The following is a 16,519-nucleotide window of genomic DNA, read 5'->3' on the forward strand; positions in this document are numbered from 1 at the left end:
TTTGGAACGACGCAAAGGACTCTAGCCAACCCGGCCGGAACGCAGGCCGAGCACCGCCTGTCCACGTCTGGCCAACCGGCGCGTCGCCTCGTCGGAAAGCTCGGGGATCTCCTCGACGGGGAACCAGCGCAGGTCGAGCGACTCCTCGCTGATCACCGCCTCCGCGCCGGGCGGGGCCACGGCGGCGTACTCGACGTCGAGGTGCCAGCTCGTCGGGGGATGGCACCACACCTCGTGCTTGTCCACGGCCAGCGGCCCGGGCAGCAGCTCAAGGCCGGAGATGCCGGACTCCTCCCGCGCCTCACGCAGAGCCACCTCGGCCAGCGAGGCGTCGGAGGACTCGCAGTGCCCGCCCATGGGCAGCCACATGCCGGCCTTGGGATGCAGCGTGAGCAGCACCCGCGCGCCGTCGTGCGAGAGCACCGCGGTGGTCGCCGTCAGATGCCCGGGCACGCAGGCGCGCAGCATCGCGTCGTCGTGGTCCCGCAGGTGGCCGAGGAACTCGACGCGCAGCGCCTCCTCCTCGGGCGTGGGCGCGGTCCAGGCCGACAGCACCGAGACCGCGTCGCCGTGCAGGCTCAACTGGCGCCGCCCTCGCCCTCACCGTCGCCCTTGCCGTCGTCCGGTTTGCGCTCCAGCTCGGAGATGTCCCACGCCTGCTCGCCCCGGACGAACGCCTCGGGGTCGTCGAGGTCGTCGGCCGTCGGCATCAGGTCGGGGTGCCCCCACAGCGCGTCGCGGCCGTCGACGCCGCGCGCCTCCTCAAGGGCCCGCCACAGCGCCGCCGCCTCGCGCAGCCGCCGGGGCCGCAGCTCCAGCCCCACCAGCGTGCCGAACGTCAGCTCGGCGGGCCCGCCGGTGGCCCGGCGCCGGCGTACGGTCTCGGCCAGCGCGACCGACGAGGGCAGCTTGCCGGAGGCGCTGCTGTCGACCACGGTGGCGACCCAGCCCTCGACCAGCGCGAGCGTCGTCTCCAGGCGGGCCAGGGCGGCCTTCTGCCGCTCGGTCTCCTCGGGCTTGAGCAGGTTGCCCCCGCTCAGCGCCTCCTGGATGGCCTCGGGGTTGTTGATGTCGAGCCCACGGATCTGCTCCTCCAGCTTGGAGGTGTCGACCGTGATGCCCCTGGCGTATTCCTCGACCGCGCCCAGCAGATGCGAACGCAGCCACGGCACGTGCTGGAACAGCCGGTGGTGCGCGGCCTCGCGCAGCGCCAGGTAGATCCTGATCTCCTCGGAGGGGATCTCCAGGCCCTCGCTGAAGCGGGCGATGCCGCCCGGCAGCAGCGCCGCCCTGTCGGACAGTGGCAGGCCGATGTCGGTCGTGCCCACCACCTCGCGGGCGAGCGAGGCGATGGCCTGGCCGATCTGCTGGCCGACCATCATGCCGCCCATCTGCTTCAGCATGCCCATGAGCGGGCCGGCCATCTGCTGCGCCTCGGGCGGCAGACCGGCGCCGCCGAGCGCGCCGCCCATGGTGTCGACCATGCGCTGGGCTATGGGTTCGCAAAGCTTTCGCCACACCGGGACGGTGTTCTCGATCCATTCGGACCGGCTCCAGGCCTGCGGATTCGCCACGCCGCTGGGCAGCGTGGTCGCCTCGTTCAGCCAGAGGTCGGCCAGGCTCAGCGCCTCCACGATCTGGCGGCGCTCGCCTTCCATGACGCTCGGGTCGCCCTCGGCGACCACGGCGTGCCGGGCGATGTTCTTCGCCATGTCCCAGTTGACAGGGCCGGAGCCCTGAGGCGCCGACAGCATGTCGGCGAACTGGCGCATCGCCTGAGCCATCTGCTCAGGGTTGCCGAACATCGCGAACGGATTTTCGTTGGGGTCGTTTTCACGACCTGGCAGGTCAGTCACCGCTCTACCTCGTGCAGGATGGAGGAGTCCACATCCGCCACGTTAGTCGTCCTGCGGCGGATCAGTGCAAAGTGAGGACCTGGTGCCTACCTCGAAACGCCCGCGTCAACCCGTCGTCGCCGTTACGGGCGCCGCCACCGGCATAGGCCGGGAGCTGCTCGCGAAGCTCGTGTCCTCCGCGGATTTCCGCAGGGTGGTGGCCATCGACGAAGAACGCGGCGACATCCGGGAGGCCACCTGGAGAGTCATCGACGTACGAGATCCGCTCTTGGCGAACCGCATCTCCGACATCGACGTCCTGGTCCACCTGGCGGGCGACTACGCGCTCGACTCCGACCCGGTCGAGCGGCGCGCCTACAACCTGAGGGCGGCCCAGACCGTGCTCACCGCCTGCGCCGCGGCGCGCGTACGGCGTGTGGTGCTGGTCACGAGCGCCATGGTGTACGGCGCCGCGCCCGACAACGAGGTGCCCCTGGCCGAGGACGCCCCGGTGGCGGCCGAGCCCGACACGGGCCTCGTGGGCGACCACCTGGAGATCGAGTCCCTCGTACGCCGCTCGCTGCGCAGCCACCCCGGCCTGGAGGTGACCGTGGTCCGCCCGGCCGCGATCGTCGGCCCCGGCATCGACACGGTGATCACCCGTCACTTCGAGTCGCCCCGGCTGCTGACCGTCAAGGGCTGCATGCCGCGCTGGCAGTTCTGCCATCTCGACGACCTGATCTCGGTGCTGGAGCTGGCCGCGCGCGGCGTCGTCACCGGCGTGGTGGCCGTCGGCAGTGAAGGCTGGCTGGAGCAGGAGCAGGTCGAGGAGCTGTCCGGCATCCGCAGGTTCGAGCTGCCGGCGGGGCTGACGTTCGGCACCGCGCAGCGCCTGCACCGCCTCGGCATCACCCCGGCCCCGGCCACCGACCTCCACTACGTCGTCTACCCGTGGGTCGTCGACTGCGCGACGCTGCGCGAGGCCGGCTGGAAGCCCACCTGGACCAACGAGGCGGCCTTCCGGCAGCTCCTGGAGCTGCGCGAGGACGCCACCACCGTGGTCGGCAGGCGGCTGCCGGTCAAGGAGGCGACCCTCACCGCGGCCGGCGCGACCGTCGCGGTCATCGGCACCGCCGCGATCGTCCGCCAGGTACGCAAGAAGCGCCGCCAATAGCGGGTGGCGCAGGGCCCGGCGAGCGGCGGGAAGCGGCGACGGCGGAAAGGTAGTCTTGCGGCGTGGACGTCATCCGGTTGCTCGCCATTCGCGACACCCCGCTGTCCGTCGACGAGGTGCTGGCCGCCGTGGGCGACCACGCCGCGGGCGGCACCACCCTGTTCGTGGGCACCGTGCGTGAGCAGGACCACGGCAAGCCCGTGACCAGGCTCTCCTACTCGGCCCACCCCACGGCGGAGGCCGAGCTGCGCGCGGTCGCCGAGAAGATCGCCGCCGACTTCCCCCTGACGGCCGTGGCCGCCGTCCACCGGGTGGGCGACCTGGAGCTGGGCGACATCGCCGTGATCGTGGCGGTCGCCGCGCCCCACCGCGACGAGGCGTTCCGCGCCTCGCGCAGGCTGATCGACGACCTCAAGGCGCAGGTCCCCATCTGGAAGCACCAGGAGTTCGCCGACGGCGCGACCGAGTGGGTCGGCGCCGGCGAATAAGCTCTTGACCATGTCTCGACGCGCCCTGACGCTGTTGCTCGCGGGATTCCTCGTGCTCGCGTTCGGGGTGGCGGGCGCCTTCAGGCCGGTCCCCTACGTCGTGCTGAGCCCCGGTCCGACCGAGAACACCCTCGGCCAGCTCGAGAAGAAGCCGGTGATCTCCATCTCCGGCCGGCAGACCTATCCCACCAGCGGCGCGCTCAGCCTGGTGACCGTCGCCTACCAGGGCGGCCCCGCCGCCCAGATCGACCTGCTGACGGCGCTGCGCGGCTGGATCGATCCCGACGTGGCCGTGGTCCCGCAGGAGACCATCTTCCCTTCCAACCGCGACCCGAAGGAGGTCGAGGAGGAGAACACGGTGGAGATGACCAACTCCCAGGACTCCGCGACCGCCGCCGCGCTCAACGAGCTCAAGATCCCCTACAGCATGGTCGTGACCGTCGTCTCCACGGAGAAGGGCAAGCCCGCCGACGGCAAGCTGCTGAAGGGCGACGAGATCACCTCGATCGACGGCAAGGACGCCAAGGACGTCGACATCGTCAGCAGCGCCGTCAAGGCGCACAAACCCGGCGAAGAGGTGGTCTTCGGCGTCCTGCGGGGCGGGCAGAAGGTCGAGGTGCCGCTGCGGCCGATCGCGGGGCCGAAGGGACAGCCGCAGGTCGGCGTCCTCATGCAGACCAAGTACAAGTTCCCGTTCGACGTCGACATCAACGTCGGCGACGTGGGCGGGCCGAGCGCCGGGCTGATGTTCTCGCTGGGCATACTCGACAAGCTCACCCCCGGCGAGCTGACCGGCGGCAAGAAGATCGCCGGCACCGGCACCATCGAGCCCACGGGCGAGGTGGGCCCGATCGGCGGCATCCAGCAGAAGATGATCGGCGCGAAGAAGGCCGGCGCGACGGTGTTCCTGACGCCGGCCGACAACTGCGGCGAGGCGGTGCAGGCGGTGCCCGACGGGCTGCGGCTGGTCCGCGCCGACACGCTGCACGCCGCGGTGCAGGCGCTCGACGCGTTGCGCACCGGCACGGGCAACGTCCCCGCCTGCCCTTCCTGAACCTGTGAACTGGCAGACAAACCCTCGGACGAGGAAACTTTCGCCTGCCGCCGTGCGTTAGCCGTACGGCTGGCCTAGCGGTGTAGGTTGCCAGACACGGACCGTTTCTTCATTACGACGAGGGGTTGGCCTTGAGCTTCCGGACCCCAGGAGCCGGCAGGGCGATGCGCTTGCCCCGCCGACCGCGACTGCTTCTACCTGTGGCGATCGCCCTTGTTGCGATCGTCGCGTTGTTCTTCCTCTTCAGCGGCATCTATACCGACTACCTGTGGTTCGACGCAGTGAACTACACGTCGGTCTTCACCGGCGTGGTGCTGACCCAGATCGTGTTGTTCCTGGTCGGCGCGCTGCTGATGGTCGTGATCGCGGGCGGCAACATGCTGCTGGCCTTCCGCACGCGGCCCATGTTCGGCCCCGCGATGTTCGGCGGGGCGAGCGGAGCCGACCGCTACCGCATGGCGCTCGACCCGCACCGCAAGCTGATCTTCATCATCGGCATGGGGCTGCTTGCGCTGTTCTCCGGCTCGTCCTTCGCCGGCCAGTGGCAGACGTGGCTGCAGTTCGTCAACGGCGCGTCGTTCGGCAAGACGGACCAGCTGTTCGACTACGACATCTCGTTCTACATGTTCGACTATCCGTTCATCCGGATGGTCCTGAACTTCCTGTTCACCGCGATCATCATCTCGATCCTGCTGGCCGCGATCACGCACTACCTGTACGGCGGCTTCCGCCTGCAGTCGCCCGGTCTGCACGCCTCCCGGGCCGCCCGCGTCCACCTGTCGGTGCTGCTCGGCATCTTCGTGCTGCTCAAGGCCATCGCCTACTGGGTCGACCGCTACGGACTGGTCTTCTCCGACCGGGGCTTCGTGCACGGCGCGTCCTACACCGACGTCAACGCGGTCCTGCCGGCCAAGACCATCCTCGCGATCATCGCGCTGATCTGCGCCGCGCTGTTCTTCGCCGGCGTGGTGCGGCCCGGCGGCATGCTGCCCGGCGTGTCCTTCGGCCTGCTCGTGCTCTCGGCCATCCTGATCGGCGGCGTCTACCCGGCGCTGGTCGAGCAGTTCCAGGTCAAGCCCAACCAGCAGGGCAAGGAGGCGCTGTACATCCAGCGCAACATCGACGCCACCCGAGAGGCGTACAACGTCGACAAGACCGAGGTCGAGACGTACAACGCCCAGGCCGACCCGGCCAAGGTCCAGCCGGGCGGCGACGCCTCGGTCTCCGGCGTGCGACTGCTCGACCCGGCGCTGGTCTCCTCGACGTACGAGCAGACCCAGCGCATCCGCGGCTTCTACAACTTCGCCGAGCCGCTCGACGTCGACCGCTACCCCGACGCCAACGGCAAGATGATCGACCACGTCGTCGGCGTCCGCGAGCTGACCGGCCCGCCCGAGGGCCAGAACAACTGGATCAACCGCCACCTCGTCTACACCCACGGCTACGGCTTCGTCGCCGCGCCCGGCAACAAGGTCGACAGCAGCGGCCTGCCCGACTACACCGCCAAGGACATGCCGGTCACCGGCCCGCTGGCGACCAGCACGGGCCTGAAGGAGCCGCGCGTCTACTTCGGCGAGGAGCCGGCCTCGGCCGAATACGTCATCGCCGGCGGCAACCCCAACCGGCCGCAGGAGCTCGACTACCCGCAGACCGGCGGCACCGGCCAGAAGAACACCACCTACACCGGCGGCGGCGTCGCCCTCGGCTCGTTCTTCAACCGCATGCTCTACGCTGCCAAGTACAGCGAGGCGAACATCCTGCTGTCCGGCGACGTCAACGCCGACTCGAAGATCCTCTACGAGCGCCACCCCCGGGACCGCGTCCAGAAGGTCGCGCCGTTCCTGACGCTCGACGGCAACCCCTACCCCTCGATCGTGGACGGCCGCATCGTGTGGATCGTGGACGGCTACACCACGTCCAACGACTACCCGTACTCGCAGAGCGAGAGCCTCGGCGACATGACGCGCGACACCTCCAGTGACCGCCGCGTCATCGCCCAGCAGCCGACCGACCGCATCAACTACATCCGCAACTCGGTCAAGGCCACCGTCGACGCCTACGACGGCACGGTGAAGCTGTACGCCTGGGACACCAACGACCCGGTGCTGCGCACCTGGAGCTCCGCCTTCCCCGGCGTCATCCGCCCGGCCTCCGAGATGAGCGCCGACCTGAAGGCGCACGTCCGCTACCCCGAGGACCTGTTCAAGGTGCAGCGCTACACCCTGTCGCGCTACCACATCACCGACCCGTCCGCCTTCTACAGCGGCCAGGACTTCTGGAACGTCCCGGGCGACCCGACGCAGGGCGACAAGAACACCAAGCAGCCGCCCTACTACCTGACCACCACGATGCCGGGTGAGGAGCCGACGTTCTCGCTGACCACCACGTTCGTGCCGCGCCAGGGCCCTAACCTGGCGGCGTTCATGGCGGTCAACTCCTCGGCGGAGTCCGGCTACGGACGCATCCGCATCCTGCGGATGCCGTCCAGCACCCCGATCCCCGGTCCCGGTCAGGCACAGAACGCCTTCCAGAGCCGCTTCGCCGGCGAGCTCAACCTCCTCGGCGTCGGCGCCTCGTCGGTCCGGTACGGAAACCTGCTCACGCTCCCGTACGCGGGCGGCCTGGTCTACATCGAACCGGTGTACATCCAGGTGACCGCGGGAGGCGGGCAGGAGCCCTACCCGATCCTGCAGCGCGTCCTGGTGTCGTTCGGCAGCAAGATCGGCGTGGGGCGCACCCTGACCGAGGCCCTGCAGGAGGTCTTCGGCACGGAGGAGCAACAGCAACAGCAGCAGGAGCAGAACAACCAGCAGCAGGAGCAGGGCCAGGCCAACCAGTCCAACTCCGCGCTCACTTCCGCGATCACCAACGCGCAGAAGGCCTACGACGACGCCCAGAAGGCGTTGCAGGCCAGCCCGCCCGACTGGGACGCGTACGGCGAGGCGCAGAAGCGGCTGCAGGAGGCGCTGAAGGCGCTGGAGGGCGCGAACCGGCAGCAGCCGGACGCCTCCGCCAGCCCGTCGCCGTCAGCGTCGCCGTCGGCTTCACCCTCGGCCTCACCGACGGGCTCCCCACCTGCAGCGCCGTCCCCATCGGCGTCGCCGGCGGGAGGCACCTAGCCATCCGGTTTGCATCCACCCCGCGTTGCCGTCTAGTCTTAAGGCGCAACGCAGCGACGCGGGGTGGAGCAGTTCGGTAGCTCGCTGGGCTCATAACCCAGAGGTCGCAGGTTCAAATCCTGCCCCCGCTACCAATGTGATGTCTCAGGACATCGGAAACCCTCGAACCTACGGGTTCGGGGGTTTCGTCTTGTTCGGGTTTACCTGGGGCTGGTAGTCGCGGGCCGGGTCGAGGATCAGCTCGCGTAGGAGTTCTCCGGTGACGGCGTTGGCGACGCGGATGTGCAGGTCGTCGATCAGGAGGATGACGTGGGTTCGGGCGTGGGTTCGTCCGATGCCGATGTGGTGCAGCCGGCCGTTGACGCGCAGGGTGACCACTCCTGAGGGGTCGATGCGGTCGTGGCGGACGCGGGCGTGGGTGTCGGTGTCGCGGCCGCCGTCGGGCAGGGCCTTGGGCGAGGCGGCGTAGGTGGCGGCCGGGGTGGCGCGGTGCGGCAGGGACCGGTGCGGGCGGTGGTGGTTGTAGGCATCGCAGAAGCGGTCGAGCAGCGCCTGCAGGCCGGCCAGGGTGGCCGGCTGGCCGGGCTGGGCGCGGAGCCAGTTCTTCATGGTCTGCTGGAAGCGTTCGACCTTGCCACAGGTGGTGGGGTGGTTGGGGGCGCTGTTCTTCTGCCGCACGTGCAGGCGGCGCAGCTCGTGTTCGAAGGCGTTGCGGCCACCGCGGCCACCGGCCAGCCGGGTGGTGAACACCATCCCGTTGTCGGTCAGTGTGGAGGCCGGAACGCCGTGAACCTTGACCGCGTGGCGGAAGGTGTCGCGAACGATCGGGCCGGTGACACGGGCGTGCGCGGTCACCGACAGGGCATAGCGGGAGTGGTCGTCCAGCCAGGACAGGATCTCGGCATCACTGCCGCCGGCGAGGCGGTAGTGGGTGAAGTCGGCCTGCCAGGTTTCGTTCGGCAGCGCTGCTTGGAAGCGGATGTAGGACGAGCGGGGACGTTTCTTCGGTTCGGGCACGACCAGGCCGCGGCGAGTGAGGTAGCGGCTGATGGTAGCCCGCGACACCGTCCGCCCGTGGTGGTGGGCAAGGTGCCAGGCGATCGTGTCCGGGCCGGCGTCCAGTCCCTGCTCGGCCAGTTCCTTGCGCAGCCGGACGATCAGCTCGACGGTGCCGGCGTCGATCGCGTTCGGCGAGGTGCGCGGTCGTCGCGACCGGGGCTCGAACGCCGCCTCGCCCTCGGCCCGGTAGCGCGCGACGAGCTTGGACACCCAGCCCTTGGACACCCCGTAGGCGCGGGCGACCTCTGCTTGGGAGCGGCCCTCGACGACAACGGCGGTGATGACAACTCTGGCCTTGGACACACCGCCCACGCTGTTGATCGCGGTGGTTGCCTATGTCCCGAGACACACTCTGTTGAAGTTTCCTATGTCTTGCGACATGGGTTTCCTATGTCCTGAACCAGCACACTGCCCCCGCTACCAAGAAGTCGAAGGCCCGGGAAACCGGGCCTTCGCTCGTTTGCGGGCCAGGTTCGTCTGTGTACAAAGCACTCTCGCCGGCCTGTATAGTTGGTGAAGTCACACCGACGCGGGGTGGAGCAGTTCGGTAGCTCGCTGGGCTCATAACCCAGAGGTCGCAGGTTCAAATCCTGTCCCCGCTACCAAAGAAGGCCCTGGTCACCGAGAAATCGGCGACCAGGGCCTTACTCATTTCCCCGGCTTGACCGCCTACTGGCAGGGCTTTTCCGCAAGGATGGGTCCATGGGACATTCGACGCCGAGGCGGTGGGCCGTCCTGACGGTCGCCGTGCTGGTCGCCTCCACACCGGTTCCGGCTCAGGCCGACACGGACCCGGCAGGTGCGCTCCAACGGCACCTCCGCGCCGGCCACGGCGTACGGGTCTCCGAGACCACCCGCATCACGCTCGGCAAGCGGCCGTCGGAGACCCGGATCAGCGGCCGGCTCCGGCTCGCGTCGGCGGGCCCTGCGGCGGCGCAGTTCACCTGGTGGACTGTCCCCCGGAAGGAGACCTACCGCGTGATCCGCGTCGGCTCGACCGTGTACGACGGAGCCAACGCACACCCCGGTCCGATTCCCGACGGCAAGAAGTGGATCCGGTTCCCCAACAAGCATCGGGGAGTCATGGCCCGCGACATGGCGGCCGACGCGAGCCAGCAGCCGATCAACGTGTACGACCCGTCCACCCTGAAGGCCGTGCTCAAGCGCTCGACCCGCAAGCCCGGCTTCCTCTACCAGGGCACCATGAGCTACCAGGACCTGGACAAGATCACCAAGTCCCCGCTGTTCCACTGGACCAGCGGCCGCCCCATCGGACCGAAGAGCCGGGGAAAGATCACCTGGAAGCTCTGGACCGGTCGTGACGGGACGCTCAAGCGCCTGCTCACCACGGACACCGAGGCGACCCTGGTCAAGAGGACCGACACCCGCTACTCCGCCTGGGGGTCCCGCGTCGTCATCACCGCACCGCCCGCCGACGAGGTGATCGACGAAGCCGACCTGCTGGAGTACATCCGCAACGAGAACGAGCCCATCCCCGAGGACGAAGGCAACACCTGACCGATCCGAAGTCTCCGGCCGACCGGCCGGAGACTTCGTTGATTCCGGCACTGACTCAGAAGCGCTTGCCCATCAAGGCGACCGCCTTGTGCACGGCCCAGCCGATCAGCAGGATGCCGAAGACGACCTGCGCGACGTGCATCCACGGCGGGGAGTCGTCCGCGTAGAGCACGACGCCGGCCCACAACAGGCCGAAGATCCCGACCAGGAGGATCGCCGCCCAGTTCAGCCTCCGTTGCCACATATCGGCAGTCTGGCAGTCCAGGGTGAAAGGACAGGTATGTCCGCAGTCGCCATCCAGTCAGGTCTGATGCGACCGGCGCCGACTCAGCGCCTCAGTGCCGCAGGGTGCGGCGGGTTCCGGCGCATCGGCGCAGCCGCGGGCCGCGCGTGCTCGGCGGGACGGGGTTGACGCCGCTCTCCATGCAGGCGAGCAGGGCGGCCGCCGTGCGGGCGTCGGACAGGATGCTCCGCACCTCTTCGTCGTCTTGGGGAAGCTCGCCGCGCCGGGCCAGCTCGTCCCGTACGAACGACAGGGGGTCCGGCTCGCCGGCCAGTTCGGCCGCGGCACTGGCTCGCGCGGCCGTCAGCAACTGCAGATACCGCGAACGCTGGACGGCCTCGCGCGTGTGGGCGTGCTCGAGATCGTCGATGAGCGTCATGGCCACCCGCAGCAGGTCTCCGGCGCTGGTCCCCTTGTCGGCGAGGAAGGCGCGGATGTCGTCGAACTCCGAGCGGGTCATGGCGGACACCTCCGAGAGAGCACTCTGCTCGTGGAGTACTTCCTACCGGGGAGCGATTGCGGATGACTTGCTGTGCGCTTGACCCGGCGTGACGTGCGGACGAAGCATGGGAGAGGTTTGGGGGACAGCAGGGGAGGGAAGGACCATGTGATTACCCGAGTTGCGCGAAGCACCGGCGATCGGCTGCTAGAGTTGCTTCGCGCGGGACGCCCGGGGCTCACGGAGCTCCAGGAGCCGGCCCGCAAATCCCACTGATGGACCTGGACCGACCACTTCGGACGGGCTGGTAAGTTAGAGGGGTTGCCCCGGAACGGGGCGCGGATTAATTCCAGCAGGTCGAGCAAGTCCGGTCAATTTGACAGAGACTTGAACGGCTGAAAGAATTAAGACACAACGAAGACGAAACGAAACGCCTCCGAGGCGGGGCCCGCAAGGGATTCCGGTGAGGAAGTACGCGTCCGTTTCTTGAGAACTCAACAGTGTGTTAAAAGCCAGTGCATGTGCATCACACATGTATGACCCCGTCATTTTTGACGGATTCTTGCTTGGATGATTCATCCGGACAAGCTGTATAACAGACATTGTTTGGAGAGTTTGATCCTGGCTCAGGACGAACGCTGGCGGCGTGCTTAACACATGCAAGTCGAGCGGAAAGGCCCTTCGGGGTACTCGAGCGGCGAACGGGTGAGTAACACGTGAGCAACCTGCCCCTGACTCTGGGATAAGCCCGGGAAACTGGGTCTAATACCGGATATGACCGCCTCCGGCATCGGATGGTGGTGGAAAGTTTTTCGGTTGGGGATGGGCTCGCGGCCTATCAGCTTGTTGGTGGGGTAGTGGCCTACCAAGGCGACGACGGGTAGCCGGCCTGAGAGGGCGACCGGCCACACTGGGACTGAGACACGGCCCAGACTCCTACGGGAGGCAGCAGTGGGGAATATTGCGCAATGGGCGGAAGCCTGACGCAGCGACGCCGCGTGGGGGATGACGGCCTTCGGGTTGTAAACCTCTTTCAGCAGGGACGAAGTTGACGTGTACCTGCAGAAGAAGCGCCGGCTAACTACGTGCCAGCAGCCGCGGTAATACGTAGGGCGCAAGCGTTGTCCGGAATTATTGGGCGTAAAGAGCTCGTAGGTGGCTGGTCGCGTCTGCCGTGAAAGCCCGCAGCTTAACTGCGGGTCTGCGGTGGATACGGGCCGGCTAGAGGTAGGTAGGGGCAAGTGGAATTCCTGGTGTAGCGGTGAAATGCGCAGATATCAGGAGGAACACCGGTGGCGAAGGCGGCTTGCTGGGCCTTACCTGACGCTGAGGAGCGAAAGCGTGGGGAGCGAACAGGATTAGATACCCTGGTAGTCCACGCTGTAAACGTTGGGCGCTAGGTGTGGGACCCTTCCACGGGTTCCGTGCCGGAGCTAACGCATTAAGCGCCCCGCCTGGGGAGTACGGCCGCAAGGCTAAAACTCAAAGGAATTGACGGGGGCCCGCACAAGCGGCGGAGCATGTTGCTTAATTCGACGCAACGCGAAGAACCTTACCAAGGTTTGACATCACCCGGACCGCTCCAGAGATGGGGCTTCCCTTTTGGGCTGGGTGACAGGTGGTGCATGGCTGTCGTCAGCTCGTGTCGTGAGATGTTGGGTTAAGTCCCGCAACGAGCGCAACCCTTGCTCCATGTTGCCAGCAACACCTTCGGGTGGTTGGGGACTCATGGGGGACTGCCGGGGTCAACTCGGAGGAAGGTGGGGATGACGTCAAGTCATCATGCCCCTTATGTCTTGGGCTGCAAACATGCTACAATGGCCGGTACAGAGGGTTGCGATACCGTGAGGTGGAGCGAATCCCTAAAAGCCGGTCTCAGTTCGGATTGGGGTCTGCAACTCGACCCCATGAAGTCGGAGTCGCTAGTAATCGCAGATCAGCAATGCTGCGGTGAATACGTTCCCGGGCCTTGTACACACCGCCCGTCACGTCACGAAAGTCGGCAACACCCGAAGCCCGTGGCCCAACCAGCTTGCTGGGGGGAGCGGTCGAAGGTGGGGCTGGCGATTGGGACGAAGTCGTAACAAGGTAGCCGTACCGGAAGGTGCGGCTGGATCACCTCCTTTCTAAGGAGCACTCTCACCCGTCACCACCGACGTGTGGTGGGGTGACAGCTCACTAGTGGAGCACTGGCTAGTCAGCCGGACCGGGTCGCCGGCCGCAAGTACCGCCCGTCGTGTTCTCTTGGGAGGCAGGCTGGGAGTGGGAACGGGTCGCCGGGGGTTCGGGCCGGGTCTGAAACACACTGTTGGGTCCTGAAGGAACGGGCACGTTGTGCTCGTCTTCTTCGGAGCACAGGACCAGCGAGACATCCACCATGTGGGTGTGGAGCTGGTTGCTGTTTGTTGTTTGAGATTTGCATAGTGGACGCGAGCATCTTTGTGGCCAAGTTTTTAAGGGCACACGGTGGATGCCTTGGCATCAGGAGCCGATGAAGGACGTGGGAGGCTGCGTTAAGCCTCGGGGAGTCGCCAACCAGACGTTGATCCGGGGATGTCCGAATGGGGAAACCTAGCACCAGTCATGTGGTGTTGCCTCCGCCTGAATGTATAGGGCGGTTGGTGGTAACGCGGGGAAGTGAAACATCTCAGTACCCGTAGGAAGAGAAAACAAGAGTGATTCCGTGAGTAGTGGTGAGCGAAAGCGGATGAGGCTAAACCGGGCGTGTGTGATAGCCGGCAGGCGTTGCATGTCCGGGGTCGTGGGACCCGCCTGAAGTGGCTGCCGCTGCTTCGAGAAGTTATAAACCTTTGGGGTAGTTGAAAGCTCTGGGAAGGGCTGCCGTAGACCGTGAGAGCCGGGTAGACGAAACCTTGAAGGCTTCTGGAGGGGATCCCAAGTAGCACGGGGCTCGAGGAATCCTGTGTGAATCTGCCAGGACCACCTGGTAAGCCTAAATACTCCCTGATGACCGATAGTGCACGAGTACCGTGAGGGAAAGGTGAAAAGTGCCCCGGTGAGGGGTCGTGAAATAGTACCTGAAACCGTGTGCCTACAAGCCGTAGGAGCTTACATCAGCTTGCTGGTGTGTGATGTGACTGCGTGCCTTTTGAAGAATGAGCCTGCGAGTTATGGTGTGTGGCGAGGTTAACCCGTGTGGGGGAGCCGTAGCGAAAGCGAGTCTGAATAGGGCGTTTGAGTCGCATGCTGTAGACCCGAAGCGGAGTGATCTACGCATGGGCAGGTTGAAGCTCAGGTAAGACTGGGTGGAGGACCGAACCCACCAGGGTTGAAAACCTGGGGGATGATCTGTGTGTAGGGGTGAAAGGCCAATCAAACTCCGTGATAGCTGGTTCTCCCCGAAATGCATTTAGGTGCAGCGTCGCGTGTTTCTTGCCGGAGGTAGAGCACTGGATGGCCGATGGGCCCGACAAGGTTACTGACGTCAGCCAAACTCCGAATGCCGGTAAGTGAGAGCGTGGCAGTGAGACTGCGGGCGATAAGGTTCGTAGTCGAGAGGGAAACAGCCCAGATCACCGACTAAGGCCCCTAAGCGTGTGCTAAGTGGGAAAGGATGTGGAGTCGCAGAGACAACCAGGAGGTTGGCTTAGAAGCAGCCACCCTTGAAAGAGTGCGTAATAGCTCACTGGTCAAGTGATTCTGCGCCGACAATGTAGCGGGGCTCAAGCACACCGCCGAAGTCGTGGCATTGATCCTCTTTGGGAGGGTTGATGGGTAGGGGAGCGTCGTGCAGCCGGTGAAGCGGCAGAGTGATCTAGTCGTGGAGGCTGTGCGAGTGAGAATGCAGGCATGAGTAGCGAATCGAGGGTGAGAAACCCTCGCGCCGGATGACCAAGGGTTCCTGGGGCAGGCTAATCCGCCCAGGGTAAGTCGGGACCTAAGGCGAGGCCGACAGGCGTAGTCGATGGACAACGGGTTGATATTCCCGTACCCGCTTCAATGCGCCCATACTGAACCTCGTGATGCTAAGAGTCCTTAAGTCGGCCGGCCCTTCGGGGCGGGTGTCAGGCTGAACGCTCGGTCCGATCGGGTAGTAGGTAAGCGATGGGGTGACGCAGGAAGGTAGTCCAGCCCAGGCGATGGTTGTCCTGGGGTAAGCATGTAGCCCGTGTTGTAGGCAAATCCGCAACACATGCAGGGTGAGATGTGATGCCGAGCCGATTGTGGTGAAGTGGATGATCCTATGCTGCCGAGAAAAGCCTCTAGTGAGTGTTGTGGCGGCCCGTACCCTAAACCGACTCAGGTGGTCAGGTAGAGAATACTAAGGCGATCGGGTGAACTGTGGTTAAGGAACTCGGCAAATTGCCCCCGTAACTTCGGGAGAAGGGGGACCTCTGCTGGTGATGGGCTTTGCGCCTGGAGCTGGTGGGGGTCGCAGTGGCCAGGGGGAAGCGACTGTTTACTAAAAACACAGGTCCGTGCGAAGTCGTAAGACGATGTATACGGACTGACGCCTGCCCGGTGCCGGAACGTTAAGGGGACCGCTTAGTCAGCGTGAGTTGGCGAAGGTGAGAACTTAAGCGCCGGTAAACGGCGGTGGTAACTATAACCATCCTAAGGTAGCGAAATTCCTTGTCGGGTAAGTTCCGACCTGCACGAATGGCGTAACGACTTCCCCGCTGTCTCAACCACAGACCCGGCGAAATTGCACTACGAGTAAAGATGCTCGTTTCGCGCAGCAGGACGGAAAGACCCCGGGACCTTCACTACAGCTTGACATTGGCGTTTGGAGCGTCTTGTGTAGGATAGGTGGGAGACTGGGAAGCTCGGACGCTAGTTCGGGTGGAGTCATTGGTGAAATACCACTCTGGTCGTTTTGAACGTCTAACTCTGGTCCGTGATCCGGATCGGGGACAGTGTCTGGTGGGTAGTTTAACTGGGGCGGTTGCCTCCTAAAGGGTAACGGAGGCGCCCAAAGGTTCCCTCAGCCTGGTTGGCAATCAGGTGTTGAGTGTAAGTGCACAAGGGAGCTTGACTGTGAGACTGACGGGTCGAGCAGGAGCGAAAGCTGGGACTAGTGATCCGGCATCGGCGTGTGGAAGCGGTGTCGCTCAACGGCTAAAAGGTACCCCGGGGATAACGGCTGATCTTCCCCAAGAGTCCATATCGACGGGATGGTTTGGCACCTCGATGTCGGCTCGTCGCATCCTGGGGCTGGAGTAGGTCCCAAGGGTTGGGCTGTTCGCCCATTAAAGCGGTACGCGAGCTGGGTTTAGAACGTCGCGAGACAGTTCGGTCCCTATCCGCTGCGCGCGCAGGAGACTTGAAAGGGGCTGTCCCTAGTACGAGAGGACCGGGACGGACGAACCTCTGGTGTGCCAGTTGTATCGCCAGGTGCACGGCTGGTTGGCTACGTTCGGAAGGGATAACCGCTGAAAGCATCTAAGCGGGAAGCTCGCCTTGAGATGAGGTCTCCCACCCCGTGAGGGGGTAAGGCTCCCGGTAGACGACCGGGTTGATAGGCCGGAGGTGGAAGCGCGGTAACGTGTGGAGCTGACCGGTACTAATAGGCCGAGGACTTGACCACAA

The 16,519-nt window shown here is 65.5% G+C and carries 10 protein-coding genes, 2 tRNA genes and 2 rRNA genes; 9 read left to right on the forward strand and 5 right to left on the reverse strand.

From position 1 onward, the window contains the following. Positions 1 to 21: 21 nt before the first annotated feature. Both SMD20_RS36950 and SMD20_RS36955 read right to left on the reverse strand, forming a co-directional pair. The gene (locus SMD20_RS36950; protein WP_329590166.1) at positions 22 to 582 is read right to left on the reverse strand and encodes an NUDIX hydrolase; all 561 of its coding nucleotides are present in this window, start codon (positions 580 to 582) and stop codon (positions 22 to 24) included. After that, positions 579 to 1,805, reverse strand: coding sequence for a zinc-dependent metalloprotease (locus SMD20_RS36955; protein ID WP_329590168.1), 1,227 nt, complete (start codon positions 1,803 to 1,805; stop codon positions 579 to 581). The genes SMD20_RS36950 and SMD20_RS36955 overlap by 4 nt, the downstream gene beginning before the upstream one ends. Before the next feature lie 130 nt (positions 1,806 to 1,935). Between SMD20_RS36955 and SMD20_RS36960 the strand changes: the two genes are divergently transcribed. The 5 genes from SMD20_RS36960 to SMD20_RS36980 all read left to right on the forward strand — a co-directional run bounded on the left by SMD20_RS36960 (position 1,936) and on the right by SMD20_RS36980 (position 7,804). Further along, positions 1,936 to 3,009, forward strand: a complete 1,074-nt coding sequence (locus tag SMD20_RS36960) for an NAD-dependent epimerase/dehydratase family protein (protein WP_329592802.1) — start codon at positions 1,936 to 1,938, stop codon at positions 3,007 to 3,009. A 62-nt stretch (positions 3,010 to 3,071) separates the two neighbouring features. Then, positions 3,072 to 3,497 carry a molybdenum cofactor biosynthesis protein MoaE gene (locus SMD20_RS36965; protein WP_329590170.1) on the forward strand — a complete coding sequence of 142 codons (426 nt, stop codon included), beginning with the start codon at positions 3,072 to 3,074 and terminating at the stop codon, positions 3,495 to 3,497. Between the two features lie 10 nt (positions 3,498 to 3,507). Further along, positions 3,508 to 4,551: a YlbL family protein gene (locus SMD20_RS36970; RefSeq protein ID WP_329590171.1), complete on the forward strand. Its 1,044-nt coding sequence runs from the start codon at positions 3,508 to 3,510 to the stop codon at positions 4,549 to 4,551. 164 nt (positions 4,552 to 4,715) lie between these two features. After that, on the forward strand, positions 4,716 to 7,670 hold the full coding sequence (locus SMD20_RS36975) for a UPF0182 family membrane protein (RefSeq protein WP_329590173.1): 2,955 nt from the start codon (positions 4,716 to 4,718) through the stop codon (positions 7,668 to 7,670). A 57-nt stretch (positions 7,671 to 7,727) separates the two neighbouring features. Next, positions 7,728 to 7,804, forward strand: a tRNA-Met gene (locus SMD20_RS36980). 34 nt (positions 7,805 to 7,838) lie between these two features. Here the strand turns inward: SMD20_RS36980 and SMD20_RS36985 are convergent. Next, a complete protein-coding gene (locus SMD20_RS36985; protein ID WP_329590175.1) occupies positions 7,839 to 9,032 on the reverse strand; it encodes an IS481 family transposase in 1,194 nt (397 codons plus the stop codon). 225 nt (positions 9,033 to 9,257) lie between these two features. Here SMD20_RS36985 and SMD20_RS36990 point away from each other — a divergent pair. Then, positions 9,258 to 9,334: transfer RNA gene (locus SMD20_RS36990), tRNA-Met, on the forward strand. A gap of 97 nt (positions 9,335 to 9,431) precedes the next feature. Further along, entirely contained in the window at positions 9,432 to 10,247 is an 816-nt protein-coding gene (locus SMD20_RS36995) for a hypothetical protein (protein ID WP_329590177.1), read from the forward strand. 55 nt (positions 10,248 to 10,302) lie between these two features. Here the strand turns inward: SMD20_RS36995 and SMD20_RS37000 are convergent, their stop codons facing one another. Together SMD20_RS37000 and SMD20_RS37005 are read right to left on the reverse strand one after the other, a co-directional pair. Then, on the reverse strand, positions 10,303 to 10,491 hold the full coding sequence (locus tag SMD20_RS37000; protein WP_329590179.1) for a hypothetical protein: 189 nt from the start codon (positions 10,489 to 10,491) through the stop codon (positions 10,303 to 10,305). Between the two features lie 91 nt (positions 10,492 to 10,582). Next, complete coding sequence (locus SMD20_RS37005; RefSeq protein ID WP_329590181.1) at positions 10,583 to 10,990, reverse strand: hypothetical protein; 408 nt, start codon at positions 10,988 to 10,990, stop codon at positions 10,583 to 10,585. A gap of 582 nt (positions 10,991 to 11,572) precedes the next feature. On the opposite strand from SMD20_RS37005, the gene SMD20_RS37010 reads away from it, so the two are divergent. Continuing rightward, a 16S ribosomal RNA gene (locus SMD20_RS37010) occupies positions 11,573 to 13,095 on the forward strand. Positions 13,096 to 13,412: 317 nt separating this feature from the next. Next, positions 13,413 to 16,517: ribosomal RNA gene (locus SMD20_RS37015) — 23S ribosomal RNA — on the forward strand. The 16S and 23S rRNA genes sit together here, the layout of an rRNA operon. The last annotated feature ends 2 nt before the right edge of the window (positions 16,518 to 16,519 follow it).

The organism is Nonomuraea sp. LP-02, assembly GCF_036289125.1.
GTDB lineage: Bacteria > Actinomycetota > Actinomycetes > Streptosporangiales > Streptosporangiaceae > Nonomuraea > Nonomuraea bangladeshensis.

Excerpts from the sequence above, each read along its gene's own strand:
- SMD20_RS36955 (WP_329590168.1), bottom strand. The coding sequence starts at position 1,805 with ATGTTCGGCAACCCTGAGCAGATGGCTCAGGCGATGCGCCAGTTCGCC.
- SMD20_RS36970 (WP_329590171.1), top strand. The coding sequence starts at position 3,508 with ATGTCTCGACGCGCCCTGACGCTGTTGCTCGCGGGATTCCTCGTGCTC.
- SMD20_RS36975 (WP_329590173.1), top strand. The coding sequence starts at position 4,716 with ATGCGCTTGCCCCGCCGACCGCGACTGCTTCTACCTGTGGCGATCGCC.
- SMD20_RS36995 (WP_329590177.1), top strand. The coding sequence starts at position 9,432 with ATGGGACATTCGACGCCGAGGCGGTGGGCCGTCCTGACGGTCGCCGTG.
- SMD20_RS37000 (WP_329590179.1), bottom strand. The coding sequence starts at position 10,491 with ATGTGGCAACGGAGGCTGAACTGGGCGGCGATCCTCCTGGTCGGGATC.
- SMD20_RS37005 (WP_329590181.1), bottom strand. The coding sequence starts at position 10,990 with ATGACCCGCTCGGAGTTCGACGACATCCGCGCCTTCCTCGCCGACAAG.